The organism is Streptomyces sp. NPDC101191, from assembly GCF_044767915.1.
GTDB lineage: Bacteria > Actinomycetota > Actinomycetes > Streptomycetales > Streptomycetaceae > Streptomyces.
In genome coordinates this window covers 518,275-544,019 of record NZ_JBIWOU010000003.1, presented here as the reverse complement: position 1 = coordinate 544,019, position 25,745 = coordinate 518,275, and the positions used below count along the sequence as shown (strand labels likewise).

The window sequence follows — 25,745 nt, the reverse complement described above, 5'->3', positions numbered from 1 at the left end:
GACGGACGTACGCTCGTCGGTATGACCTTGCGCCTCAGCACCGTGATCCTTCCCGTCGACCGCTGGCACGAGGGCGGACGTGCCTCATGGCAGCGGGCCGAGCAGCTCGGCTTCCACGCCGGCTACACCTACGACCACCTGTCCTGGCGCTCGTTCCGCGACCGCACCTGGTTCGGCGCCCTGCCCACCCTCACCGCCGCCGCCACGGCGACCGAGCGGATGCGCCTCGGCACGCTCGTCACCTCCCCCAACTTCCGGCACCCGGTGACCCTCGCCAAGGAGCTCATCTCCCTGGACGACGTCTCCGGCGGCCGCGTCACCCTCGGCATCGGCGCCGGCGGCAACGGCTTCGACGCCACCGCGCTCGGCCAGGAGGCCTGGACGCCGCGCGAGCGCGCCGACCGCTTCGCCGAGTTCGTGCCGCTGCTCGACCGGCTGCTCACCGAGGACGCCGTCACCCAGCAGGGCGCCTTCTACACCGCGGACGAGGCCCGCAACATCCCCGGCTGTGTGCAGCGGCCGCGGCTGCCGTTCGCGGTCGCCGCGACCGGCCCGCGCGGCCTGAAGCTGGCGGCGCGCCACGGGCAGGCCTGGGTGACCACGGGCGACCCGAAGCTCTACGAGAACGGCACCCCGGAGCAGTCCCTGGCCGCCCTGCGCGGCCAGATCGAGAAGCTCGGCAAGGCCTGCGCGGAGATCGGCCGGGACGTGGCGGAACTGGACAAGATCCTGCTCACCGGCTTCACCCCGGAGCAGAACACGCTCCTGGGCTCCGTGGACGGCTTCGTCGACTTCGCCGGCCGCCACCAGGAGCTCGGCTTCACCGAGATCGTCATCCACTGGCCGATCCCCGACTCGGACTTCGCCGCCGACCGGGACGTCTTCGAGAAGATCGTCACGGAGACGCTCGCGCAGCTGGGCTGACCTCCGCCCCACGGAGCGAACCCTCCGCCCCGGAGGCGACCGGCGACCGGTCGGACGGCTGGGGCGGAGGCGTCGCCAGGGGCCACGTCGCCCTACTCAGATGTGCGCCCCCTCGCACGCCCGTGCAGATTGTGCGGAAGAATGGTGCGGTGACCTCACCCCACTCCGCGCGCCCCGAAGCCCCGGCCGTCCGCCTGATCGCCACCGACCTCGACGGCACCCTTCTGCGGGACGACAAGACCGTCTCCGAGCGGACGATCGCGGCGCTCGCCGCCGCCGAGCGCGCGGGCATCGAGGTCTTCTTCGTCACCGGCCGCCCGGCCCGCTGGATGGACGTCGTCAGCGCCCACGTCCACGGCCACGGCCTCGCGATCTGCGCCAACGGCGCCGCGGTCGTCGACCTCCACGCGGGTGGAACGTTTCTGGAGGTCCGCCCGCTGGAGCGGACCGTCGCCCTCGAGGTCGTCGGGGCGCTGCGCGCCGCCGCCCCCGGCACCACCTTCGCCGTCGAGCTCACCACCGGCATCCACTACGAGCCGGAGTACCCGCCGTTCTTCCTCGACCCGGGTGCGACCGTCGCCACCGCCGAGAAGCTGCTCTTCGAGGAGGCGCCGGGTGCCGCGGCCCCGGTGATCAAGCTGCTCGCCCAGCACCCGGAGCTCGACCCCGACGTCTTCCTCGCCACCGCCCGCGAGGCCGCGGGCGACCTGGCCTCCTTCACCCGCTCCAGCCCTACCGCGCTCATCGAGATCAGCGGCCTCGGCGTCTCGAAGGCCTCCACGCTCGCCCTCTGCTGCGCCGAGCGCGGCATCGCGCCCGAGGAGGTCGCGGCCTTCGGTGACATGCCGAACGACATCGAGATGCTCAGCTGGGCGGGTCGTTCGTACGCCATGGGCAACGCGCACCCCGAGGTGATCGCCGCGGCTTCCGGCCGCACCGTCGGCAACAACGAGGACGGCGTGGCCGTGATCATCGAGCAGCTCGTCGCCGAGGCGGAAGCCGTACGGAACGTCTGAGCGGGGGCGTACGGTGCCGGGCCGGGCGCACGGTCCCGGGCCCAGCGCGTACGGTCCCCGGGTCCAGCGCGCACGGTCCCCCGCCCAGCGCGCACGGTCCCCCGCCCAGCGCGCACGGTCCACGGCCGAGCGCGTACGGTCCCCGGGTCCAGCGCGTAAGGTCCACGGCCGAGCGCGTACGGAGGACGTACAGGACACGGCTCCGCCCTAGAGCGGGGCCTCCCAGATCACCGTCGTCCCGCCGCCGTCCTCTCCGATACCGGGGCCGCACCAGCTCGCGCCGCCGAGTGACTCGGCGCGGCGGGCGAGGTTGCGCAGGCCGCTGCGCCGGCCGCCGACGGGAAGGCCGATGCCGTCGTCCGCGACCGCGAGCCGCACGCCCTGGGTGCCGTCGGGCAGGGAGACGGTCGCGTCCACGACCACGTCGATCCGGGTCGCCCCGGCGTGCCGGAAGGCGTTCGAGAGCGCCTCGCGCAGCGCGGCGATCAGGTTCTTGCCGGTGAGGTCGCCGACCAGCGCGTCGACCGCCCCCACGAAGCGGTGGGCGGGCTTGAAGCCGAGCGGCACCGCCGCCATGTTGATCTCCCGCAGCACGCGCGTACGCAGACCCGACGGCGCCTCGGCCGGCCCCTGCTGGAGGGCGAAGATCGCCGTCCGGATCTCCTGGATGGTCACGTCAAGCTCGTCGACGGCCTTGCCGACGCCCACCTGCACGGCGGGCACGATCGACTTCCGTTGCGCGCTCTCCAGCATCATCCCGGTGGCGAACAGGCGCTGGATGACCAGGTCATGCAGGTCACGGGCGATCCGGTCGCGGTCCTCGAAGACCGCGAGCCGCTCCCGGTCCCGCTGCGCCTCCGCCATCATCAGGGCCAGCGCTGCCTGCGAGGCGAACTGGGTGGCCAGGGTCCGCTCGGCCTCCGTGAACTGGCGTGCCCCGCTCGCCCGCGGGGTGGCGAGCGCGCCGAGCACCCGCCCGCCGCTCTGCAGCGGCAGCAACATCGCGGGCCCGTACTGCGCGGACAGACTGCTGAGCATCCGCGGGTCCGTGGAGGCGTCCGCGACGAACACCGCCTCGCCCTCCATCAGCAGTTTCACCACCGGACTCTCGGGCGGGACCACCACGCCGAGCGACTTGCTCACCTGGGTCGAGGAGACGGCGACGATCTCCAGACCACCCTCCTCGGCCGGCAGCAGCACGATGCCCGCCGCGGCGTCGGCGAGCCGGCGGGCCTGCTCGGCGACGACCGTGAGCGCGTCGTCGGCGTCGCCGCCGGAGAGCAGGGCCGTGGTGACGGCGACGGAGCCGTCGATCCACCGTTCGCGCTGCCGGGCGGCCTCGTACAGGCGGGCGTTGCCGATGGCGATCCCGGCCTCCGTCGCGAGCACCCGGACCATGTGGACGTCGTAGTCGTTGAACTCGACGCCGCCGCTCTTCTCGGCGAGGTAGAGGTTGCCGAAGATCTCGCCCTGGACCCGGATCGGCACCCCGAGGAAGGTGCGCATCGGCGGGTGGCCGGGCGGGAAGCCGGCCGAGCGCGGATCGGTCGACAGGTCGGCGAGCCGGATCGTCTGGGGCTCCCGGATGAGCGCGCCGAGCAGCCCCGCGTGCCCGTCGGGCCGGTGCCCGATGCGGCGGGCGATGTCGTCGGCCACGCCGAAGGTGACGAAGTCGGAGAGACCGTCGCCCTCTTCGTCCACGACGCCGATCGCGGCGTAGCGGGCGTCGGCGAGCTCGGCCGCCGTCTCGCAGATCCGGTCGAGCGTGGAGGTCAGTTCGAGGCCGGTGCCGACGGAGCGCATCGCCTCCAGGAGCTGCGGGACGCGGGCGGTGAGCTCGGTGGAGAGGCCGTGCAGGCTGCGGGTGGCCTGGGTGGCGGCTTCGAGCGGGTCCGGGGCGTCCGGCACGGCGGCGGTCATGGGATGAGCCTAGTAAGTCCTATTTGGCGAGAAAAGTCGGCTGGTCCGTGGCTGCTTCGCCGACGCCGCCCGCACCCGCACCCGTGCCCGCGCCGGCGTCCGCGGGCGTCAGCAGCAGATCGGTGGCCCGCTCCTGCTCCAGCATCCGCCGCAACGGCCCGTCGGCGGCCGCGAGCTCCGCGTACGTGCCGCGCTGCACGCTCCGGCCCCGGTCCAGGACCACGACCTCGTCGACGGCGTCGAGGCCGTGCAGGCGGTGGGTGATGAGGACGGTCGTCCGGCCTTCGGTGGCCCGCAGCAGGTCGTCGGTGAGCGCGTCGGCGGTGGCCAGGTCCAGGTGCTCGGCCGGCTCGTCGAGGACGAGGACGGGGAAGTCGGCGAGGAACGCCCGGGCGAGGGCCAGGCGCTGGCGCTGGCCGCCCGAGAGCCGCGAGCCGTGTTCGCCCACGAGCGTGTCGAGGCCGTCGGGAAGTCCGTCCACCCAGTCCAGGAGCCGGGCGCGGCGCAGCGCCTCGCGCAGTTCGGCGTCGCTCGCGCCGGTCCGGGCGAGGCGGAGGTTCTCGCGGAGGGTGCTGTCGAAGAGATGCGCGTCCTGCGCGCAGAGGCCGACGAAGCGGCGTACGGCGTCCCCGTCGAGCTCCCCGGCGGGCACCCCGCCGAGCCGGTACGTGCCGGACTCGGCGTCCAGGAAGCGCAGCAGCACCTGCGCGAGGGTCGTCTTGCCGGAGCCGGAGGCACCGACCACCGCGACCCGGCGTCCCGCCTCCAGGGTCAGCCGGAAGTCCGCGAGCGCGGGCCGGTCCTGCTCGGCGTGCCGCGCCGAGAGCCCGGCGAGTTCCAGCGGGAACGGGTGCGCCGGGGGAGTGGCGGGCGTGACCGGCTCGTGCACGGGCACGGGAGCGTCGAGCACCTCGAAGACCCGCTCGGCGCTCTGCCGCACGCGCCGGCGGTACTGGACGGCGAGCGGCAGTCCGGTGACGGCCTCGAAGGCGGCCAGGGGGGTCAGCACGACGACGGCGAGCGCGACACCGTCCAGGCGCCCGTCCCGCACGCCCTGCACGCCCACGAACGCGGCGGCCGCGACCGTGAGGCCGCAGACCAGCGCCGAGAGCCCGGCGCCGAGCGCGCTCGCGGCGGACTGCCGGGAGGCGATGCCGGTGAGGGTACGGTCGGCCGCCGCGGCCCGCTCGACGCGGCCCTTCAGGGCACCGGCCACGGTGAGTTCGGCGCAGCCTCTCAGCAGGTCGACGACGGTCGTGGTGAGCGCGCCGCGGGCGGGGGCGAGCTGCCGCTCGGCCCGCCGGGCGAGCGTGCCGCCGGCCAGCGGAACGACGACCCCGGCGAAAAGCAGCCCCGCGGCGAGCACGGCCCCGGCCTCGGGCAGCAGCCAGGCGGTGAACCCCACGGATCCGACGCCCACGAGGACAGCCGCCCCGACGGGCAGCGACCAGCGCAGCCAGTAGTCCTGCAGGGCGTCGACGTCCTGCACCAGCCGCGCGAGCAGATCACCGCGCCGGGTACGCCGCAGCCCGGCGGGCGCGATCCGCTCCAGGCGCCGGTAGACGGCGACGCGCAGGTCGGCGAGCATCCGCAGGACGGCGTCGTGCGAGACGAGCCGCTCGGCGTACCGGAACACGGCCCGCCCGATGCCGAAGGCCCGGGTGGCGGTGACGGCGACCATCAGATGGAGCACGGGCGGCTGTTCGGAGGCGCGCGAGATGAGCCACCCGGATACGGCCATGAGCCCCACGGCCGACCCCAGCGCGAGGCTGCCGAGCAGCAGAGCGAGTCCCATCCGCCCCTTGAGCTCCCCGGCCATGCCCCGCACGCGTCGGAGGACCGACCACGTCGACCGCCCCGAAGGGGCGCCGTGGGCGGATCCCCCGGCAGCCTGTCCCGAGGCAACCGGAGCGCCCCGCGTCACGCTGTCGGCCGCCGACGGCGCGCGGCCGGCGGCCGGTTCCGGGGTGCCCGTGAGGTCCTCGGCGACCACAGCGGTGCCTGCGGCGCCGACGCCCCCGGTGGACCCGGTCGGCTCCGGCGACGAGGCCGGCAGCGGCGTCCCGTCGGCCAGGAGCCCGGCCACGTGCGGGCGGTCCAGGATTTCCGACGGCTTGCCGGCCGTCTCCTCCGACGGCCCCGCCGGGGCCAGCCGTACGACCCGGTCCGCGACGGCGAGCAGCGCCGGGCGGTGGACGACCAGCAGGACGGTGCGGCCTGCGGACAGGCGGCGGACGGCGGCGACGACGGCCGCCTCCGTCTCGCCGTCGAGGGCGGCGGTGGGCTCGTCCAGGAGGAGCAGCGGGCGGTCGGCCAGGAAGGCGCGGGCCAGCGCGAGGCGCTGGCGCTGCCCTGCGGAGAGGCCGGCGCCGTCCTCCCCGAGGAGGGTGTCCGTGCCCTGAGGGAGCTCGGCGACGAAGTCGTCGGCGCCCGCGTCCCGAAGGGCCTGGCGCACCGCGTCGTCGGAGGCGTCGGGGCGGGCCAGACGCACGTTCTCGGCGATCGTGCCGGCGAAGAGGTAGGGGCGCTGCGGCACCCAGGCGATCCGGGAGCGCCACTCCTCCAGGTCGAGCGAGGCGAGGTCCACTCCGCCGACGCGGACGCCGCCCTCCTCCGGAGTCACGAAGCCGAGCACCACGTCGAGCAGGGTGGACTTGCCGACGCCGCTCGGCCCGATCAGGGCCACCGTCTCGCCGGGCTCCACGGTGATCGTGGCGGCGTCCAGGGCGGGTTCGGTGCGGCCGGGGTGCCGTACCGTCACGCGGTCGAGGTCGAGGCGGAGGGACACGGGCACCGGTTCCGTGCCACCGGCCGGCAGTGGCGTCTCCAGGACCTCGAAGATCTCCTCGGCGGCCGCGAGCCCCTCCGCCGCCGCGTGGTACTGCGTCCCGATCTGCCGCAGCGGCAGATACGCCTCAGGGGCGAGGACCAGGATCACGAGCCCCGTGTAGAGGTCGAGGCTGCCGTGGACGAGCCGCATGCCGATGGTGACCGCGACGAGCGCGACCGACAGGGTCGACAGGAGCTCCAGGGCGAAGGAGGAGAGGAACGCGATGCGCAGCGTCCGCATCGTCGCCCTTCGGTACTCGGTGGTGATCGACCGGATGTTCTCGGCCTGAGCCTTGGCCCGCCCGAAGACCTTGAGGGTGGGCAGCCCGGCGACGACGTCGAGGAAGTGGCCCGAGAGCCGAGAGAGCAGCTTCCACTGCCGGTCCATCCGGGCCTGGGTGTACCAGCCGATGAGGATCATGAAGACCGGGATGAGCGGCAGGGTCACCACGATGATCGCGGCCGAGATCCAGTCCTCGGTGACGATCCGGGCGAGCACCGCCACCGGCACCACGATCGCCAGCCCCAGCTGGGGCAGATAGCGGGCGAAGTAGTCGTCCAGGGCGTCCACGCCCCGGGTCGCGAGCGCGGCCAGCGAACCGGCCTTCTGCCCACTGAGCCACCCCGGCCCGAGCCGTGCGGCCCGCTCCAGCAGCCGGCCCCGTAGTTCGGACTTGACCGCCGCGCTCGCCCGGTGCGCGGCGAGCTCGGTGAGCCAGGAGACGAGGCCCCGCCCCGCCGCCACTCCGGCGAGCAGCAGCAGGGGCGTGGTGAGCCCGGAAACCGACAGGCCCTTCTGGAAGGCCCCCACGACGACCTCGGCGATGAGCATCGCCTGGGCGACGATCAGCGCCGCCCCGACGAGGCCGAGGACGACCACCGCCATGAGGAAGAAGCGGGTGGCCTGGGCGTACCGCATGAGCCGCGGATCGATCGGTTTCACGTGAAACATGCTCCCCTGGCAGAGGGCCGGCTGATGAGCTCGGCGAGTCGGCCGCTTCCTAGTGAGCCGCGTCGGCGATGTGCTGCGTGCCGATCCGCTTGCGGAACACCCAGTAGGTCCAGCTCTGGTAGAGCAGCACCAACGGGGTGGCGATCGCCGCACACCACGTCATGATCTTGAGCGTGTACGGGCTCGACGATGCGTTGGTCACCGTAAGGCTCCACGCGGGGTCGAGCGAGGACGGCATGACGTTCGGGAAGAGCGTCAGGAACAGCATCGCCACCGCGGCGGCGACCGTGACGCCCGACAGCGCGAACGACCAGCCCTCACGCCCGATCCGGATCGCGCCGATCGCCCCGACGAGGGCCACGACCGCGACCAGCAGGGCGACCAGGCTCCAGCCATCGCCGTTGTCCGCCTGGGTCCAGCCGAGGAAGGCGAGCGCGAGGACCGCCGTGACGAGACCCAGCTTGAGCGCGAGCGCGCGGGCCCGGGTACGGATGTCCCCGACCGTCTTGAGCGCCGCGAACACCGCACCGTGGAAGGTGAAGAGGCTGAGCGTGACCAGTCCGCCGAGCAGGGCGTACGGGTTGAGCAGGTCCCAGAGGTTGCCGACGTACTCCATGTCCGCGTCGATCTTCACACCGCGAACGATGTTGCCGAAGGCCACGCCCCACAGGAACGCCGGGACGAGCGAGGTCCAGAAGATGGCCTGCTCCCAGTTGCGCTGCCAGTTCTCCTCGGGCCGCTTCGCGCGGTACTCGAAGGCGACACCGCGGATGATCAGGCAGACCAGGATGACCAGCAGCGGCAGGTAGAAGCCGGAGAAGAGCGTCGCGTACCACTCGGGGAAGGCGGCGAAGGTCGCACCGCCCGCGGTGAGCAGCCACACCTCGTTGCCGTCCCAGACGGGGCCGATGGTGTTGATGAGCACGCGCTTCTCGGTCCGGCCCCGGGCGAGGAGCTTGGTGAGGACGCCGACCCCGAAGTCGAAGCCCTCCAGGAAGAAGTAGCCGATCCACAGGACGGCGATGAGTACGAACCAGACGTCGTGGAGTTCCATGCCTCGATCTCCTCAGCCTCAGTACGAGAAGGCCATGGGCCGGTCGGCGTCGTGGTCTCCGCCGATCTTGGTGGGCGGATTGAGGTCGTCCTCGGTGAGCTCGGGCGGGCCGGCCTTCACGTACTTCACCAGAAGCTTCACCTCGATCACGGCGAGGACGGCGTAGAGCAGCGTGAAGACGATCATCGACGTGAGCACCTCGCCCTGGGAGGTCCCGGGGGAGACCGCGTCACGGGTGCGCAGCACGCCGTAGACGACCCACGGCTGACGGCCCATCTCGGTGAAGATCCAGCCCCAGGAGTTGGCGATCAGTGGGAAGAGCATCGTCCACAGGGCGACGATCCAGTACCACTTGCCCAGGCGGGGGCTGAGCGCCTTGTTCCGGAAGAGGACCAGATGCGGCACCTCGTCCTCACCGGTCCGCAGCCCGGGCGCCAGCATGAACTTCTTGCGGGTCAGCCACAGACCCACGACTCCGACGGCCAGCGACGCCATGCCGAAGCCGATCATCCAGCGGAAGCCCCAGTAGGCGACGGGGATGTTCGGCCGGTAGTCACCGGGGCCGTACTTCTCCTGCTCCGCCTTGTTGACGTCGTTGATGCCCGGCACGTACGAGTCGAAGTCGTCGTTCGCGAGGAAGGACAGCAGGCCGGGGATCTCTATGGCCACGGAGTTGTGGCCCTTCTCGACGTCGCCATAGGCGAAGACGGAGAAGGGGGCGGGTGCCTCGCCATCCCAGAGCGCCTCCGCCGCGGCCATCTTCATGGGCTGCTGCTTGAACATGACCTTGCCGAGGAGGTCGCCGCTGATCGCGGTGCCGAGGCCCGCGATGATCAGGGTGATCAGGCCGAGCCGCAGCGAGGTCCGCATCACGGAGACATGCCGCTTGCGGGCCAGGTGGAAGGCCGAGATGCCGACCATGAACGCGCCGCCGACCAGGAAGGCCGCGGTCATCGTGTGGAAGAACTGGTTGAGCGCGGTGTTCTGGGTGAGCACCAGCCAGAAGTCGGTGAGTTCGGCCCGGCCCCGCTCGGCGTTGATCTTGTAGCCGACCGGGTGCTGCATCCAGGAGTTGGCCGCGAGGATGAAGTACGCGGACAGGATGGTGCCGATCGACACCATCCAGATGCAGGCGAGGTGGATCTTCTTGGGCAGCTTGTCCCAGCCGAAGATCCACAGCCCGATGAACGTGGACTCGAAGAAGAAGGCGATCAGCGCCTCGAAGGCGAGCGGGGCGCCGAAGATGTCGCCGACGAAGCGCGAGTAGTCGGACCAGTTCATGCCGAACTGGAACTCCTGCACGATGCCGGTGACGACACCCATCGCGATGTTGATCAGGAAGAGCTTGCCCCAGAACTTCGTCGCCCTGAGGTACTTCTCCTTCTCCGTGCGCACCCAGGCCGTCTGAAGCCCGGCAGTGAGGGCCGCGAGGGAGATCGTCAGCGGGACGAAGAGGAAGTGGTAGACGGTGGTGATGCCGAACTGCCAGCGCGCCAGCGTCTCCGGCGCAAGAGCTAGGTCCACGACATCTTCTCCTTACATCGCGTGGTCACGTGGGCAGTTTGCCCCGTTTGCCCCACCCATTCAGGGAGAAACAGGGACACGCTTGTGAACGCGTTCACATTCACAAGCATTATGGCTCATACGAAATCCGTACCTTCAGCCGGGGGGTCCCCCTACCGAAGGTCACCCCTTCCCAAGACCTTCAACATATTGTTGAATCCGGGCCATGACCCTTCGGATACGAATCTCCTGGCCCGCCGGCCACACCACGGCCACGATCGACGAAACCCCCACGAGCAAGGCGCTCGCGGGGGCTCTCCCGATCTCCTCCACCGCCCGGACCTGGGGCGAGGAGGTCTACTTCGACACTCCGGTCTCCGTGCCGCTCGAAGCCGACGCCCGTCAGGTCGTCGCACCGGGCACGGTGGCCTTCTGGACGGAGGGCGACGCGCTCGCCCTCCCCTACGGCCCCACCCCGATCTCGCTCGGGGACGAACCGCGCCTCGCGAGCCCGTGCAACATCATGGGCGCGCTGGACGGGGACCCGCGGATCCTGGCCACCGTCAGGGACGGCGACCCGATCCGCGTGGAAGTCGTGACCGACTGACCGTCGACCGTCACGTGACCGACTGACCGCCGGTCGTCACGTGACCGAGGGTGACCGCCGACCGTCACGTGCCGACTGACAGCCGACCGTCACCTACCGGTCAGCTCCCCTTGCGGAAGCCCTCCGCCGCCTTGAGGAACAGGTCGTTCGCCTCGCACTCACCGATCGTGACGCGCACGCCCTCACCCGCGAACGGCCGGACCACGACGCCGTGCCGCTCGCACTCCGCCGCGAAGTCCATGGTCCGCTCGCCGAGCCGCAGCCAGACGAAGTTCGCCTGGGTGTCCGGCACGGTCCAGCCCTGGGCCACGAGCCCCGCATGGACCCGCTCGCGCTCCGCCACCAGCGAGCCGACCCGCCCGAGCAGCTCGTCCTCCGCCCGCAGCGAGGCCACCGCCGCGTCCTGCGCGAGCTGGCTCACCCCGAACGGGACCGCCGTCTTGCGCAGCGCCGCCGCCACCGGCTCGTGGGCGACCGCGAAGCCCACCCGCAGGCCGGCGAGCCCGTACGCCTTCGAGAAGGTCCGCAGCACCGCCACGTTCGGCCGGTCGCGGTAGAGCTCGATGCCGTCCGGGATCTCGGTGTCGCGCACGAACTCCCGGTACGCCTCGTCGAGCACCACCAGGATGTCGGAGGGCACCCGGTCGAGGAAGCGCTCCAGCTCCGCACGGCGCACTGCGGTGCCCGTGGGGTTGTTGGGGTTGCAGACGAAGATCAGCCGGGTCCGGTCGGTGATCGCCGCGGCCATGGCGTCGAGGTCGTGCACATCGCCGTCGGTCAGCGGCACCTGCACCGCGGTCGCCCCGCTGATCTGCGTGATGATCGGGTAGGCCTCGAAGGAGCGCCAGGCGAACATCACCTCGTCGCCGGGACCGGCGGTCGACTGCACCAGGGACTGCGCCACGCCCACCGAGCCGGTGCCCGTCGCCAGGTGCGTGACGGGCACGCCGAAGCGGTCGGCCAGCTCCTCCATCAGCCCTGTGCAGGCCATGTCGGGGTAGCGGTTGAAGTTCCCGGCGGCGGCCAGCGCACTCTCCATCACGCCCGGCAGCGGCGGGTACGGGTTCTCGTTGGAGGACAGCTTGAAGGCGACCGGGCCCCCCGCGGCGGCCGGCTTGCCCGGCTTGTAGGTGGGGATGCCGTCCAGCTCGGCGCGCAGCTTCGGGCTCGTCCCGCTGGTCTCGCTCACAGTGTGTCCTCCTCGACGATCCTTGCCACCAATACTCCTCACCTTATGAGGATTCGCCTCCCCTGCGAATGGCCTGTGGACAACAGAGCGGCAACGGCGCCGGAGGGCCGGGGGGGCCCCGGACGGCGGCCGGGTGATCACCGGATCCCGGACGGCCGCCTCGCGGGGGAGCGCGCGGCGGGGTGGCGCGCGCCGGTGGCGAGCGCCGTGGCGCGCATCGCCCGTAGAGGTGAGTTGAGACCTCTTCGAGACCTCGCCCACTTGCCAGGTGCATGGGCACCTGGGTCTCCTGGTCCCAAGCAAGTGACCTGAACTTTCTTGTTTTCCAAGGCGGTTGAGGCTTAACGATCATGCAGAAACGTGCCTGTCCCTGCCTGCATATGCGACCGGCTCGACCCACCTCCCTCGCCCTACTATCGGCTCGCCATGACAGCAGCAGGGAAGCACCAGGTGAGCCGGGGACAGACCCGGGGAAGCCGGCAGGGCCGGGCGGGCATCCGGGACGTGGCCGCCGCCGCCGGAGTCTCCATCACGACTGTCTCCGACGCGCTCAACGGCAAGGGCCGGCTCCCGGACGCCACCCGCCGTCACGTCCGCGAGGTCGCAGACCGGCTGGGCTACCGCCCGTCCGCCGCGGCCCGCACGCTCCGTACCGGCAAGTCGGGCCTCATCGGCCTGACCGTGACGACGTACGGGGATGAACCTTTCACCTTCACCGAATTCGCGTACTTCGCGGAGATGGCCAGAGCCGCCACCTCGGCCGCGCTCGCCCGCGGCTACGCCCTCGTCATCCTCCCCGCCACCTCCCGTCACGACGTCTGGTCGAACGTCGCCCTGGACGGCACCGTCGTCATCGACCCCTCCGACCACGACCCTGTCGTCACCGAACTCGTCCGCCAGGGCCTGCCCGTCGTCTCCGACGGGCGGCCGGCCGGCACCCTGCCGGTCACCGCCTGGGTCGACAACGACCACGAGGCGGCCGTCCTCGACCTGCTCGACCACCTCGCGGCCGCCGGCGCCCGCCGGATCGGCCTGCTCACCGGCACCACCACCGACACGTACACCCGGCTCTCCACCACCGCGTACCTCAACTGGTGCGAGCGGGTGGGCCAGGACCCCGTCTACGAGGCCTATCCGGCGCACGACCCGTGCGCGGGCGCCGTCGCGGCCGACCGGCTGCTCGCCCGCCCGGACCGCCCCGACGCCGTGTACGGGCTCTTCGACCCCAACGGCACCGATCTGCTCGCGGCGGCCCGCCGCTACGGGCTGCGCGTGCCGGACGACCTGCTGCTGGTCTGCTGCAGCGAGTCGACCGTGTACGCCAACACCGAGCCGCCCATCACGACACTCTCGCTCAAGCCCCGCCGGATCGGCACCGCCGTCGTCCAGCTCCTCATCGACGCGATCGAGGGGATCGAGACCGACGGCCCGGTCGAGCAGGTGATACCGACGGAGCTGATCGTCCGCACGTCCTCGCAGCGACGGTCGCCGCGGACGACGGTCAGTCCGCCGAGGTCTCCCTCGAAGGACTGATCCCGGAGGACGGGGAGGGGGCGCGCGCCGGTTCGGGGAAGCCGCGCGCCGGTTCGGGGGGTCCCGGCGCCGGGTCAGCGGGATCCCGGCGCCGGATCGGGGGACGCACCGGGGGTAAACCTGCGGGCGGCCCGGCCCCTCCCCTGGCCTGGACCTTCCCAATTCGGGCGAAACAACCGGTGAACCCGGAGTGGACCCGGATTCACCACCCCTGGTGCGTCACACAGGAGGACGCTCATTCCTATGATGGGCGGACGACACCGCGGACCACCACGACCAGGCCGGTCCGCGATGTGCAGGGCATCGCGACGGTGGTGGAGGGGTCGATGACACAGGGGGCCGGACAGGAACCCGTGGTGCGCACGGCGACGTTGCGTGACTTCCGCGTACCTCCGTACGCCCGGGTGCCCGTCCAGGGGCAGTCGGTCGACCCGTTCCCCAGCGCCGCCCCGGCGGCCCCGGGGGGCCCTGCCGCACCTCAGGCACCGGCGGCCCCGGGTGGCCCTGCCGCACCTCAGGCACCGGCCGCTCCGCCCGCACCTCAGGCACCGGCCGCTCCGCCCGCACCTCAGGCACCGGCCGCTCCGCCCGCATCCGCCGACGCCACGCTGCACCTGGGCTCGGTCGGACACCCGGGCAACGCGTACCCCGCCGACGAGCCGCCCGAGGGCTACACCCCGACCGAGCGCGACCTGCCGGTCATCAACCGGGGCGACACGGTCCAGGTGCACGTCACCCCCGCGCCCCAGCCGGTGCCCGTGAATCCCGACGGCCCCGGCCCGCTCTTCGTCGTCGGCGACGTCCACGGCTACCTGGACGAACTCCTCGCGGCCCTGCACGCCCAGGGCCTCATCGACGAGAACGGCAACTGGTCCGCCGGCAACGCCCGCCTGTGGTTCCTCGGCGACTTCACCGACCGCGGCCCCGACGGCATCGGCGTCATCGACCTCGTGATGCGCCTGTCGGCCGAGGCCGCCGCGGCCGGCGGCTACTGCAAGGCCCTGATGGGCAACCACGAGCTGCTGCTCATCGGCGCCAAGAGGTTCGGGGACACGCCGGTCAGCTCCGGGGCCGGCACCGCCACCTTCCAGGCCGCCTGGCTGCTCAACGGCGGCCAGAAGCACGACATGGACCGCCTCCAGGACGTGCACCTCCAGTGGATGTCCCGGCTCGACGCCGTGGTGGAGGAGGACGGGCACCTGCTGCTGCACTCCGACACCACCGCGTACCTGGAGTACGGCCAGACCATCGAGGACGTCAACGACAAGGTCCACGAGATCCTCACCCGGAACGACGCGGACGAGGTCTGGGACGTCTTCCGGAAGTTCACCAAGCGCTTCGCCTTCCGTGACGAGGCCGCCGGACCGGAAGCGGTGCAGGAGCTCCTCGGCACGTACGGCGGGCACCGGATCGTGCACGGCCACAGCCCCATCCCGTACCTTCTCGGCCAGGTCGGCACCGAGGACGGCGAGGAGGGTGAGCGCCCGGTCGTGGACGGTCCGCACGTCTACGCGGACGGGCTCGCCATCGCGATGGACGGCGGAGTGACCATGGCCGGAAAGCTGCTGGTCGTCCAACTCCCCCTGCCCGCCTGAGGTATTAACCGTACGCATACGGGGAAGGCGATTTCCCGAAACACCCTGTCACCGCGTGCCGTAAGCGCAATACCATCGGCTCATCCGTAGCAGGCTCTCCTCCGTTTCCGCCCGACCTGCCGTTCTCCGCGGCCGGTTCCGGCCCTTACGGAGCATCGGGGGATGCACATGAACGTGGCTCCGCACCTGCTGACCGAGGACCGCGCCGAGTTCGAGCGGGTCCTCGACGACGCACTGCGCACCGCGCACGACCGGCCGGATCTCGCCGAGGTCGGCACCCGGCTCACCACTGTCCAGCTGCGCGCGATGGCCCTGAACGCGACAGCCCTGATCACGACCGCGGCCGCGGTCGAGTACGACCACTTCGTGAAGGTCCGCGAGCAGGTTCGCTCGGCGAGCAGCGCCATGGCGAGCGGTGCGGGCGAGGTGCCGGTCGAGGCCGGTGCGGCGGCCGGCGCGGGCGTCGTCGCCGTCGTCACCGTCCTCGCCCCGGTCCTCGCGGGCACGGCGGCAGTGATCTTCCTGCTGGTCGGAGCGGTCCTGAAGATGCTGGACCCGGCTCCCTCCTTCGCCGACACCCTGCTCACCGCGGGTCTCTTCTTCGGCGCCGTCGGCGCGGCCGGGCTGCTCTGCGCCGCCGCCGGGCTGCTGGTCACCGCCCTGCGCAACAGCGCGACCGAGGTCCACGCCCCGCACCCCGACGACGAGTTGTCACGCGCCCGGGCGGCCTGGTGCCAGGCACTCCTGGAACGCGGGGTCCTGCCCTTTCTCCGCGACGCCCTGGCCGCGCCCCCGCCAAGGGAGCAGCCGGCGCCGCCCCCGGCCCGCCGCATACCCAAGGTCGGATACAGCGGGCCGGACTTCAGCAGCCCCAGCGAGGGCGAGCCGTCGTCGCGGGCGAGCTACACGAGCCCCGACTTCACGAGTCCGGACTTCGGGCCGTCGGAGCACCGGGCCGAGTGACGGTCACGAGGACGGCTCCTCCAGGACCCTCACGCCATGGGCGAAGTCGTCGTTGCCGACCACGACCACCGCGACCACTTCGCCTGCCGCGGACCGCCCGGCCCACACCGGCCACACACCGTCCCCGGTCGTGTAGAACGCCACCAGGTCGGCGCCCGCGCCGTCGGCCGCGTCCGGCTCCGAGGTCCGCAGGAAGAACGCGGAGTCCTCGATGGTCTCCCCGGCCTTCTCGTCACCCTGGACCAGCGCCCGCGCGAAGAGCCCCTTCAGCCCCGTCCAGGAGCCGGCGTCGGCGAAACAGCCGCTCGCCCCGTCCGTGCCGAATCCGTACGCATGGCCGTCGTCGAGCAGCCGGACGTCGTTCTCCGGCCCGAGCACCATCTCCCAGGTGGCGACAGGCGCTTCGCCCACTTTCACGCGCACCGCCGGGGACGCGGTGGTGGTCACCCAGGTGCCCCTCCACTCGCAGTCGTAGCCGTAGCTCGCCTGCGCCTCCTGGAGCACGTACTCCCCTGGAGGGACGGGGACCACGAGTTCGGGCCCCTGGTCGAAGTTGTCGGGCCCGTCGATCGCCAGCAGGCCGCTGGGGACGCGCAGCGTGCCGCGTTCGACCGGCGCCAGCACGGTCACCTCCGGGCGGTGGGCGGTGGCGAGCCGGGTCCCCGGCCGGAACAGCTCGTCGAGACGACCCGCCCGCGCCGGCCGCGGCGGCAGCCACGGTTCCTTCGGCGCCGCCCCGCCGTCGGGCTCCGGTTCCGGGTCCGCCGTGGACATCCGCAGCTCGCCCGCGATCCCGTGCAGCTGCCCCGAGAACAGCGGCCAGGACCCGAACACCGGCCGGTCCAGCCACCGCTGCTCCACGGGGACGTCCGCCGAGGTCACGAAGATCCCGCGCCCCGGCCGCTCCCGCTCGTCGCGTCCGCGCCCGTCCGGATGGAGCGTCAGCTTCCACCGCTCGCAGCCCCGATCGAACTCGGGCGTCGTGGCGTCCGCGTACGTCCAGTCCTCCGTCTGGTACCGCAACAGCCGGTCGCCGTCCAGCAGTCGCAGGTCGAGCCGACGGGTGCGCCGGCCCTCTTCGTCGTAGACCCACACGCCCACGAAGTGGTCGCGCCAGGAGGTCAGGCGGACCTCCAGGGGCGCGTTCCGGCCCGGCCGTCGGCAGACCGCGACATAGGGCAGTCCGGCCCCGTCCCGTGCCGCCGCCGACTCGGCGGTCAGCGGCCGCCACAACGTGCGGCCCGCGAGGTCCCAGCCCTCGCCGTAGGCGATCTCCACGACGTCCTCCACCGGCTCCGCCCTCCGCTCGTACAGATGTACGGGTGTACAGGCAGAAGGTATCGGCCCGCGACTCCCCCGAGGGTCGCGGGCCGATACCGGTCAGGGGGCCGGGATCAGTCGGCCATCGGGAGGTAGACCCGGTTGCCGGACGCGGCGAACTCGGCCGACTTCGCAGCCATACCGGCCTCGATCTCGTCCGCCTTCAGATCACCGCCGTGCTCGCGGCGGATGTCCTGCGAGATCTTCATCGAGCAGAACTTCGGCCCGCACATCGAGCAGAAGTGCGCCGTCTTCGCGGGCTCCGCCGGCAGCGTCTCGTCGTGGAACTCGCGTGCCGTGTCCGGGTCCATGGCCAGGTTGAACTGGTCCTCCCAGCGGAACTCGAAGCGCGCGTCCGACAGCGCGTCGTCCCACTCCTGCGCGCCCGGGTGTCCCTTGGCCAGGTCCGCCGCGTGCGCCGCGATCTTGTACGTGATGACGCCGGTCTTCACGTCGTCCTTGTTCGGCAGGCCCAGGTGCTCCTTGGGCGTGACGTAGCAGAGCATCGCGGTGCCCCACCAGGCGATCATCGCCGCGCCGATGCCCGAGGTGATGTGGTCGTACGCCGGGGCGACGTCCGTGGTCAGCGGGCCGAGCGTGTAGAACGGCGCCTCCTCGCAGATCTCCTGCTGGAGGTCGATGTTCTCCTTGATCTTGTGCATCGGGACGTGGCCCGGGCCCTCGATCATGGTCTGCACGTGATGGCGCTTGGCGATCGTGTTGAGCTCGCCGAGGGTCTTCAACTCGGCGAACTGGGCCGCGTCGTTGGCGTCCGCGATCGAACCGGGCCGCAGGCCGTCGCCGAGCGAGTACGTGACGTCGTACGCCGCGAGGATCTCGCAGAGCTCCTCGAAGTTCGTGTAGAGGAAGTTCTCCTGGTGGTGCGCGAGGCACCAGGCGGCCATGATCGAGCCACCGCGCGAGACGATGCCGGTCTTGCGGCGGGCGGTCAGCGGCACGTAGGGCAGCAGCACGCCGGCGTGCACCGTCATGTAGTCGACGCCCTGCTCGGCCTGCTCGATCACCGTGTCCTTGTAGATCTCCCAGGTGAGCTCCTCGGCCTTGCCGTCGACCTTCTCCAGGGCCTGGTAGAGCGGCACGGTGCCGATCGGCACGGGGGAGTTGCGCAGCACCCACTCACGGGTGGTGTGGATGTTGCGGCCGGTGGAGAGGTCCATGACCGTGTCGGCGCCCCACTTCGTCGCCCAGGTCATCTTCTCCACCTCCTCCTCGATGGAGGAGGTGACCGCGGAGTTGCCGATGTTGGCGTTGACCTTCACCAGGAACCGCTTGCCGATGATCATCGGCTCGATCTCCGGGTGGTTCACGTTGGCCGGGAGCACGGCGCGGCCGGACGCGATCTCCTCCCGCACGACCTCGGGGGAGACGTTCTCGCGGATCGCGACGTACTCCATCTCCGGCGTGATCTCGCCACGGCGGGCGTACGCGAGCTGCGTGACGGCCTGGCCCTCGCGGCCCTTGCGGGGCAGCCGCGGGCGCCCCGGGAAGACCGCGTCGAGGTTCTTCAGTCCGCCGCCGCGCGGCGAGGTGTGCTTGATGCCGTCGTCCTCGGGCCGGACGGGACGGCCCGGGTACTCCTCCGTGTCGCCGCGCGCGATGATCCAGTTCTCGCGCAGGGGCGGCAGGCCGCGCCGGACGTCGGTGTCGATGGTGGGGTCGGTGTACGGACCGGACGTGTCGTAGAGCGTCACGTCCTTGCCGTTGGTGAGGTGCACCTGGCGGACGGGCACCTGGATGTCGGGGCGGGAGCCCTCGACGTATCCCTTGTGCCAGCCCGGCGTGCGCTCGCCCTGGCCGTTCGGGGCGTCCGTCTGGTCGGAGGCAGGCGTGCGTGCATCCTGAATGGTCATGAGACCGAATCTCCCTACGCCGGCATTACCCGGTAACAGGTTCGGCGGTCGGCGCAGCCTCCTCCCGTACGTACATCAGTACGCGCGTACGGTGATCAGCGCCCTCTCAGCCCGGTGCTCCGAGCTCCCGCGTGTGCAAAGGTGCCACCACGCTAGCGCCATCTCTGGCGTGCTGAACAGTGGGGCCCCGACGGTTCTTGCGATGATCGGTCGGTGACTTCGACACATCAGCCCCACGAACCGCACGGCCACGGGCACACCCATGGGCACGATCACGGGCCTGGTCAGGGCCTCGTGGACGGGGACCGGCACGGGCCCGGCCCCGGCCACGGGGACCGGTCCGACGGCCCGGGCCGCGGAGGCGGGGGCGGCGGGAACGGGGGTCCGGGCCGCGGAGGCGGGGGCGGCGAGAACGGTGGCCACGGACACAGTCACGCGCACAGCCACGGGCCCGCCGCGCCCGTCTCCCGGCATCTGCGGAAGGTCATCGCCGCGGTCCTCATCCCCTTCGCGACCGCCGTGGTCGTCGGGCTCGTGGTGCTGTGGCCGGGGAGCACCCCGGCGCACCAGCGCACGGGGGTCGGCTTCGACCGGCAGACCGAGCAGGGCAAGGTCACCGCCGTCCAGCACATCGACTGCAAGGACGTGAACGCCGCCCAGGTGCCGCCGACCGGCGACACCTCCACCCCGGAGGGACGGGAGGCGGTCAACGGGCAGCAGGGGCAGTGCGAGAAGGCGACCGTCACGGTCACCACCGGCCCGGAGAAGGGCCGTACCTTCACCGAGATCGTGCAGCCGGACGCGCCGCGACAACTCGACGAGGGACAGGGCGTGGTGGTCGCGTACGCCCCCGACGCCCCGCGCGACCTGCAGTACTCGGTCACCGACGTGGACCGGAAGGTGCCGCTCTACGTCCTCGCGGGCATCTTCGCGCTCGCCGTCGTGGTCGTCGGCCGGATGCGCGGCGTGATGGCGCTCATCGCGCTCGCGATCAGCTTCATGGTGCTGTCCTTCTTCATCCTGCCGGCGATCATCCAGGGGTCGAATCCGCTGGTGGTAGCCATCGTCGGCGCGAGCGCGATCATGCTGATCGCGCTCTACATGTGTCACGGCCTGTCGGCCCGCACCTCGGTGGCGGTGCTCGGCACGCTGGTCTCGCTGCTGCTGATCGGCCTGCTCGGCTCGTTCTTCATCGGCTGGGCCTCGCTCACCGGCAACACGGACGACAACACCGGTCTCATCCACGGGCTCTACCCGGAGATCGACATGTCCGGTCTGCTGCTCGCCGGCGTCATCATCGGCTCGCTCGGCGTGCTCGACGACGTGACCGTCACCCAGACCTCGGCGGTGTGGGAGCTGCACCAGGCCGATCCGCGGATGGGGCCGCGGGCGCTCTACCGGGCCGGTATCCGGATCGGGCGGGACCACATCGCCTCGGTGGTGAACACCCTGGTCCTCGCCTACGCCGGTGCGGCACTGCCGCTCATGCTGCTCTTCTCGATCGCGCAGAGCAGCGTGGGGATGGTGGCCAACAGCGAACTCGTCGCGGAGGAGATCGTCCGGACGCTGATCGGCTCGATCGGTCTGGTCGCCTCGGTGCCGGTCACCACCGGTCTCGCGGCGCTGGTGGTGTCGGCCGACCGGCCGGAGGCGGGACAGCAGCGCCCCAGCAGGGGCGGGCGCCGCCGACGTGCCAAGTGAAGCGGGCCCCCGGCCGGGAACGGTGACGGGCTCGGCGGACGGCAGGCTCGGCCGGGGACGGTGCGCGGGCCCGGCCGGGGACGGTGACGGGCTCGGCGGACGGCAGGCAGCTCGGCCGAGGACGGTGCGCGGAATTCGGTCGAGGACGGTGACACGAGCTCGGCAGAAGGCGGGGACGGCGGCCGGGCCGGTGTGGGTGACACCGGCTCAGCCGGCGTTCTCCTCCGCCAGGATGCGCCCGAGAGCGGCCTCCAGGCTGTCCTCGAAGTCCCCCAGTGTCTGTTCCTGACCGAGCGGGACGAGCTTGTCCGTACGGTCGAGGAAGGCGACGAGCGGCGGGGCGCTCGCCCGGAACAGGGCCCGGTCCGCCCCGACCTGAAGCCGGATCATCACGTCGGACAGTTGATCGGGATCGGTCGGCGCGATGTGGACGTCGCCGTCGCCGCTGGGCCGGTTGATCCCGTCGAGCAGCAGCTCCCTTCCGAACGCCCAGGTGACGGGAGCGTCTCCGGGGAGGTGGAACGTCATCCGCACCGCGTAGGGATCGCGGGTCTCGTACCGCAGTTCCACCGGAATCCTGAAGGAGAGCTCCTCGGAGACGAGGAAGCTCATCAGGACTTCGGCCTGAACCGTCTCTCGCATCATGTACCCCGCAGTAGATGGAGCAGTTGTGTTAGCACGCTGCTAGAAATGCTCGGTTGAAACGGCCAGGAATGATCCCTCATGGCCCTCTTGACGCAATCGTGCTGTAAGCACTAGCAGATCACAAGGAGTGATTTTTCAGATACTGATAGAGAACGCGAGCGAGCTGAACAGCTTTCCGATCTCGTTCTGTAGCCGGTCGATCGCGGGCAGCAACCGTTCTGCCTGGTGAAGGGGGAGGGAAATGGCCATGGCGGCCGCCGTGGATCCCGCCGTGATGGGGATCGCGGCACAAACTGTGCCGAGTGCATATTCCTGACGTTCCACCAGGGGCTCCATTCGCCCCATACCGCCCAAACGGTCCAAAAGGGCACGACGATTACGCACCGTATACGGCGTGATCGCTTCCACCGGATGCCGGTCGAGGTGGTCTTGACGACTTTTCAGATCCAGTTGACTCAGCAGGCACTGCCCGATGGCGTGCGCGTGGCCGGTCTCCCGGAAGTCGGCCCACTCGTCGACGGCGGGCGCCGCGGGGGTGTCCGCGACGGCCACGAGCTCGATCTCGCCCTCGCGGTAGACGGCGAAGTAGACGGGGACGCCGATGGAGTCCCGCCAGTGGGCGAGAGAGTCCTCGATCTTGGTGCGACGATTCTGCAGAACTCCCCCGCCGACCAGCCGACCGGCGGCGTCCCCGAAGACGAACACACCCTTCTCGCGGCGTAGATAGCCCTCGTGCGTCAGGGTGCGGAGGAGGTGGTACGCGGTGGGGAGCGGCAGGCCCGCCTCGCGCGCGAGCTGTTTGGCAGGGGCCCCGTCCTCGTGGGAGCCCACGGCCTCCAGCAGTCTGAGCGCCCGTTGCACCGAGCCGATCAGAGTAGGAGCAGCGGGCTGCGAAGCAGTGGCCAAAGGTCACCCCCAGGCGAGTCGACGAGTGCGTCGCACCCGCCCGCGGGGGCCGCCCCCGCGCGCCCGCCGCGGCCTGGGACCCGGCGGGGAGGTCTGTGCCTGAGGCTCCCGGAGCGGCAGAGGATTTCCACTCTAAGGGCAGCCTCCGCGGGGCCACGGGCTTCTACCTGCGCGTTCCCTCGGCCGGGCTAATCCCCGTCGGCAGGTTGATACGGGCGGGTAACTTGTCTACCGGCCAGGCTCCGCCGGGGTCCTGGCGCCTCCGGTCCGCACGGCCCTACCAGTCCTCGCGCGACGAGGACGAGGAAGTGAACTTGCGGACCACGTAGATCAGACCCCCGACCAGCGCCACGAACACCAGCAGCTTGAACAGCAGACCGACCACGATCGTCAGGACGCTGGTGATCAGACCGCCGAAGACGACCAGAGCGATGACGGGTATGGCGATCCACTTCACCCACCACGGCATCCCCGCGAGAATCTCCTTCACCGCCATTGCGCTTACCTCATCTCCGAAGACCGAGCCCGAAGGTCCGTCGGCGCTCCCTGCGCCGGACACCTTCGATGCTAGGGGCGGACACCAAGCGAACGGGGGCCTCACGGCCCTCCCTCTTCCCTGATCCGACCCCTAAGGGACCCGGCTCACCGCCCCCGAGATCGCGGGGCGTGGGCGCGCGGCCCCTCGCCGGCGAGCGGCGCGGGCGCGGCGCCCCTCGGCGCGGGGCGCGTCCCTCAGCCCTCCGGTGGCGAGAACACCACCATGACCCGCAGGTCCTCGGTGATGTGGTGGAACTTGTGCGGCACCCCGGCCGGCACGTACACCACACTGCCGCGTGCCACCTGGGTCGTCTCGTCCCCCACCGTGATCGAGGCCCGGCCGCTCACCACGAAGTACACCTCGTCCTGGCCGTGCGGCCGTTGCGGGTCCAGCTGCCCCGCGTCGAGCGCGTACAGGCCCACCGACATGTTCCGCTCACGCAGGAACTGCAGATAGGCGCCGTCGTTGGCCGCCCGCTCCGCCTCCAGCTCGTCCAGTCGGAATGCCTTCATCGTTGCTACGCCCCTGCCTTGGCCGGATCATGTCTGCCACGATCTGACACATGAAGAATTTCATCGTCAAGACGCTCGCGAACGCGGGCGCTCTGGGAGTGGCCATCTGGCTGCTGCAGGACATCACACTGACCGGGGACAGCACCGCGAAGAAGGCCTGGACCCTCATCCTGGTCGCTCTGGTTTTCGGCCTGGTGAATTTCCTGGTGAAGCCGGTCGTGAAGCTGCTCACGTTCCCGCTCTTCCTGCTCACGCTCGGGCTGATCACCCTGGTCGTCAACGCACTCATGCTGCTGCTGACGTCCTGGCTGGCCGACGTGCTCGACCTCAGCTTCCACGTGGAGGGATTCTGGACCGCCGTGCTCGGCGGCCTGATCATCTCCGTCGTCTCGTGGGCGCTGAACATCGTCCTTCCCGACAACGACTGAGGCAGCCATGACCTACCGCGTCTGTTTCGTCTGCACGGGCAACATCTGCCGCTCGCCGATGGCCGAGCACGTCTTCCGTGCCCGCGTGTCCGAGGCCGGCCTGACCGGCGCGGTGGAGGTGGACAGCGCCGGCACCGGAGGCTGGCACGAAGGTCACGGCGCCGATCCGCGTACGGTCTCCGTCCTGGACGCCCACGGATACGGTTCGCAGCACACCGCCCGCCGGTTCCTCGCCTCCTGGTTCCCCGCGCTCGACCTGGTGATAGCCCTCGACGAGGGGCACGCCCGGGAGTTGCGGGCGCTGGCGCCCACACCCGAGGACGCCGCGAAGATACGCCTGCTGCGCTCGTACGACCCGGCGGCGGGCGCCGACCTCGACGTGCCGGACCCCTATTACGGCGGCCCCGAGGGCTTCGAGCAGTGCCTGGAGATGGTGGAGGCGGCGAGCGGGGGACTGCTCGCCGCGGTGAGCGACGAGATCGAGGAACGAACGGCATGAGCGGCATCGAAGGACTCGCCCCCCAGGGTTCCGGGGGGATCGGCGACGGCACACGTGCGGTACGGGCCGGCCTTCCCGAGCCCGTGAAGTACGAGCCCACGCTGCCCGGACCGGTGTTCGCGGCGCACTTCCACCTGCCCGGCGACCCGACCGGCCCGTACACCTACGGCCGCGACGAGAACCCCACGTGGACCCATCTGGAACGGGCCGTCGGCGAGCTGGAGGCACCGGGGGAGGACGGCGTCGAGACGCTGGTCTTCGCCTCCGGCATGGCCGCCATCTCCGCCGTGCTGCTCTCTCAGCTCAAGGCCGGCGACGCCGTCGTCCTCCCCGATGACGGCTACCAGGCGCTGCCGCTGCTCCACGAGCAGATGCGCGCGTACGGCATCGAGGTCCGCACCGCCCCGACCGGCGGCGACGCGCAGCTGTCCGTGCTCGCCGGGGCGAAGCTGCTGTGGCTGGAGACCCCGTCCAACCCGGGGCTCGACGTGTGCGACGTGCGGCGCATGGTGACGGCCGCCCACGAGGCCGGGGCACTCGTCGCGGTGGACAACACCCTGGCCACCCCGCTCGGCCAGCGCCCGCTCCAGCTGGGCGCCGACTTCTCCGTCGCCAGTGACACCAAGGGCATGACCGGGCACGGCGACATCCTGCTCGGGCACGTCAGCTGCCGCGATCGGGAGCGTGCCGCCGAGGTACGGCGCTGGCGCAAGATCGTCGGCGCGATCCCGGGTCCGATGGAGGCCTGGCTCGCCCACCGTTCCCTGGCCACCCTCTCGTTGCGGATCGACCGGCAGTGCGGCACCGCGCTCGCCCTCGCCGAGGCACTCGCGACGCGCGGGGACGTGACCGGGCTGCGCTACCCGGGCCTTCCCGGCGACCCCTCGCACGAGGTGGCCGCCCGTCAGATGCGGCGCTTCGGCTCCGTCGTCTCCTTCGTCCTGCCGGACCGGAAGCGGGCCGACCGCTTCCTGGACGCGCTCCGCCTGGTCGACGACGCGACCAGCTTCGGCGGGGTGCGGTCCACAGCCGAGCGGCGCGGACGCTGGGGCGGCGACGCGGTGCCCGAGGGCTTCGTGCGCTTCTCGGTGGGCGCGGAGGATCCCGAGGACCTGATCGCGGACGTCCTGCGGGCCCTCGACGAGGCGGCCAAGGCCGCCGGATAGCCGGCCGGGCCACGGGACGGTACGGCCCGGCGGGCCCTGGCGCGGTACAGCGCGGCGGGCCCTGGCGCGGTACG

The 25,745-nt window shown here is 71.4% G+C and carries 21 protein-coding genes and 1 riboswitch; of the genes, 10 read left to right on the top strand and 11 right to left on the bottom strand.

Translation table 11 applies throughout. The annotated features are described in order from the left end of the window. The first annotated feature begins 21 nt into the window (after positions 1 to 21). A complete protein-coding gene (locus ACIRQF_RS15660) occupies positions 22 to 924 on the top strand; it encodes an LLM class flavin-dependent oxidoreductase (RefSeq protein WP_376627402.1) in 903 nt (300 codons plus the stop codon). A gap of 149 nt (positions 925 to 1,073) precedes the next feature. Beyond that, positions 1,074 to 1,940: a Cof-type HAD-IIB family hydrolase gene (locus tag ACIRQF_RS15655; protein ID WP_404092508.1), complete on the top strand. Its 867-nt coding sequence runs from the start codon at positions 1,074 to 1,076 to the stop codon at positions 1,938 to 1,940. Positions 1,941 to 2,147: 207 nt separating this feature from the next. On the opposite strand, the gene ACIRQF_RS15650 is transcribed toward ACIRQF_RS15655, so the two are convergent. Genes ACIRQF_RS15650 through ACIRQF_RS15635 form a run of 4 tightly spaced genes read right to left on the bottom strand, consistent with a single transcriptional unit; the run spans position 2,148 to position 10,219 of the window. After that, complete coding sequence (locus ACIRQF_RS15650) at positions 2,148 to 3,860, bottom strand: GAF domain-containing protein (protein WP_382477428.1); 1,713 nt, start codon at positions 3,858 to 3,860, stop codon at positions 2,148 to 2,150. A 19-nt stretch (positions 3,861 to 3,879) separates the two neighbouring features. Then, entirely contained in the window at positions 3,880 to 7,632 is a 3,753-nt protein-coding gene (gene cydD / locus ACIRQF_RS15645) for a thiol reductant ABC exporter subunit CydD (protein ID WP_404092505.1), read from the bottom strand. 58 nt (positions 7,633 to 7,690) lie between these two features. Beyond that, on the bottom strand, positions 7,691 to 8,695 hold the full coding sequence (cydB, locus tag ACIRQF_RS15640; protein WP_376627394.1) for a cytochrome d ubiquinol oxidase subunit II: 1,005 nt from the start codon (positions 8,693 to 8,695) through the stop codon (positions 7,691 to 7,693). A gap of 18 nt (positions 8,696 to 8,713) precedes the next feature. Then, a complete protein-coding gene (locus tag ACIRQF_RS15635; protein ID WP_404092501.1) occupies positions 8,714 to 10,219 on the bottom strand; it encodes a cytochrome ubiquinol oxidase subunit I in 1,506 nt (501 codons plus the stop codon). A 205-nt stretch (positions 10,220 to 10,424) separates the two neighbouring features. On the opposite strand from ACIRQF_RS15635, the gene ACIRQF_RS15630 reads away from it, so the two are divergent. Next, on the top strand, positions 10,425 to 10,805 hold the full coding sequence (locus ACIRQF_RS15630) for a cyclophilin-like fold protein (RefSeq protein ID WP_404092499.1): 381 nt from the start codon (positions 10,425 to 10,427) through the stop codon (positions 10,803 to 10,805). Positions 10,806 to 10,905: 100 nt separating this feature from the next. On the opposite strand, the gene hisC is transcribed toward ACIRQF_RS15630, so the two are convergent. Then, the gene (gene hisC / locus ACIRQF_RS15625; RefSeq protein WP_382477422.1) at positions 10,906 to 11,994 is read right to left on the bottom strand and encodes a histidinol-phosphate transaminase; all 1,089 of its coding nucleotides are present in this window, start codon (positions 11,992 to 11,994) and stop codon (positions 10,906 to 10,908) included. A 426-nt stretch (positions 11,995 to 12,420) separates the two neighbouring features. Between hisC and ACIRQF_RS15620 the strand changes: the two genes are divergently transcribed. The 3 genes from ACIRQF_RS15620 (at position 12,421) to ACIRQF_RS15610 (ending at position 16,085) form a co-directional block, all read left to right on the top strand. Continuing rightward, positions 12,421 to 13,527, top strand: coding sequence for a LacI family DNA-binding transcriptional regulator (locus tag ACIRQF_RS15620; protein ID WP_376627387.1), 1,107 nt, complete (start codon positions 12,421 to 12,423; stop codon positions 13,525 to 13,527). Between the two features lie 326 nt (positions 13,528 to 13,853). Beyond that, positions 13,854 to 15,122: a metallophosphoesterase gene (locus tag ACIRQF_RS15615; RefSeq protein WP_404092496.1), complete on the top strand. Its 1,269-nt coding sequence runs from the start codon at positions 13,854 to 13,856 to the stop codon at positions 15,120 to 15,122. Between the two features lie 162 nt (positions 15,123 to 15,284). After that, complete coding sequence (locus tag ACIRQF_RS15610) at positions 15,285 to 16,085, top strand: hypothetical protein (RefSeq protein ID WP_404092494.1); 801 nt, start codon at positions 15,285 to 15,287, stop codon at positions 16,083 to 16,085. Positions 16,086 to 16,088: 3 nt separating this feature from the next. Here ACIRQF_RS15610 and ACIRQF_RS15605 read toward each other — a convergent pair whose 3' ends face one another. Further along, on the bottom strand, positions 16,089 to 17,375 hold the full coding sequence (locus ACIRQF_RS15605) for a DUF4241 domain-containing protein (RefSeq protein WP_404092491.1): 1,287 nt from the start codon (positions 17,373 to 17,375) through the stop codon (positions 16,089 to 16,091). Between the two features lie 104 nt (positions 17,376 to 17,479). Further along, positions 17,480 to 19,276, bottom strand: coding sequence for a phosphomethylpyrimidine synthase ThiC (thiC, locus tag ACIRQF_RS15600; RefSeq protein ID WP_404092488.1), 1,797 nt, complete (start codon positions 19,274 to 19,276; stop codon positions 17,480 to 17,482). Then, positions 19,271 to 19,417, bottom strand: a riboswitch (TPP riboswitch). Its footprint overlaps the gene before it by 6 nt. Before the next feature lie 72 nt (positions 19,418 to 19,489). Here thiC and ACIRQF_RS15595 point away from each other — a divergent pair. Further along, positions 19,490 to 20,977 carry a YibE/F family protein gene (locus ACIRQF_RS15595; RefSeq protein WP_404092485.1) on the top strand — a complete coding sequence of 496 codons (1,488 nt, stop codon included), beginning with the start codon at positions 19,490 to 19,492 and terminating at the stop codon, positions 20,975 to 20,977. A gap of 207 nt (positions 20,978 to 21,184) precedes the next feature. Here ACIRQF_RS15595 and ACIRQF_RS15590 read toward each other — a convergent pair whose 3' ends face one another. From ACIRQF_RS15590 to ACIRQF_RS15575, 4 genes are all read right to left on the bottom strand, one after another. Continuing rightward, positions 21,185 to 21,619: an SsgA family sporulation/cell division regulator gene (locus ACIRQF_RS15590; protein ID WP_404092876.1), complete on the bottom strand. Its 435-nt coding sequence runs from the start codon at positions 21,617 to 21,619 to the stop codon at positions 21,185 to 21,187. Positions 21,620 to 21,757: 138 nt separating this feature from the next. Further along, positions 21,758 to 22,528: an IclR family transcriptional regulator gene (locus ACIRQF_RS15585; RefSeq protein ID WP_389750723.1), complete on the bottom strand. Its 771-nt coding sequence runs from the start codon at positions 22,526 to 22,528 to the stop codon at positions 21,758 to 21,760. A 277-nt stretch (positions 22,529 to 22,805) separates the two neighbouring features. Continuing rightward, positions 22,806 to 23,018 carry a DUF5326 family protein gene (locus tag ACIRQF_RS15580; RefSeq protein WP_376627651.1) on the bottom strand — a complete coding sequence of 71 codons (213 nt, stop codon included), beginning with the start codon at positions 23,016 to 23,018 and terminating at the stop codon, positions 22,806 to 22,808. A gap of 242 nt (positions 23,019 to 23,260) precedes the next feature. After that, on the bottom strand, positions 23,261 to 23,578 hold the full coding sequence (locus ACIRQF_RS15575) for a cupin domain-containing protein (protein WP_376627373.1): 318 nt from the start codon (positions 23,576 to 23,578) through the stop codon (positions 23,261 to 23,263). A gap of 50 nt (positions 23,579 to 23,628) precedes the next feature. Between ACIRQF_RS15575 and ACIRQF_RS15570 the strand changes: the two genes are divergently transcribed. The 3 genes from ACIRQF_RS15570 to ACIRQF_RS15560 are packed head-to-tail and all read left to right on the top strand — an operon-like array spanning position 23,629 to position 25,671. After that, positions 23,629 to 24,006: a phage holin family protein gene (locus ACIRQF_RS15570; protein WP_376627371.1), complete on the top strand. Its 378-nt coding sequence runs from the start codon at positions 23,629 to 23,631 to the stop codon at positions 24,004 to 24,006. A 7-nt stretch (positions 24,007 to 24,013) separates the two neighbouring features. Next, positions 24,014 to 24,505, top strand: coding sequence for a low molecular weight protein-tyrosine-phosphatase (locus tag ACIRQF_RS15565; protein ID WP_382477409.1), 492 nt, complete (start codon positions 24,014 to 24,016; stop codon positions 24,503 to 24,505). Then, entirely contained in the window at positions 24,502 to 25,671 is a 1,170-nt protein-coding gene (locus tag ACIRQF_RS15560; protein WP_404092479.1) for a cystathionine gamma-lyase, read from the top strand. The genes ACIRQF_RS15565 and ACIRQF_RS15560 overlap by 4 nt, the downstream gene beginning before the upstream one ends. The last annotated feature ends 74 nt before the right edge of the window (positions 25,672 to 25,745 follow it).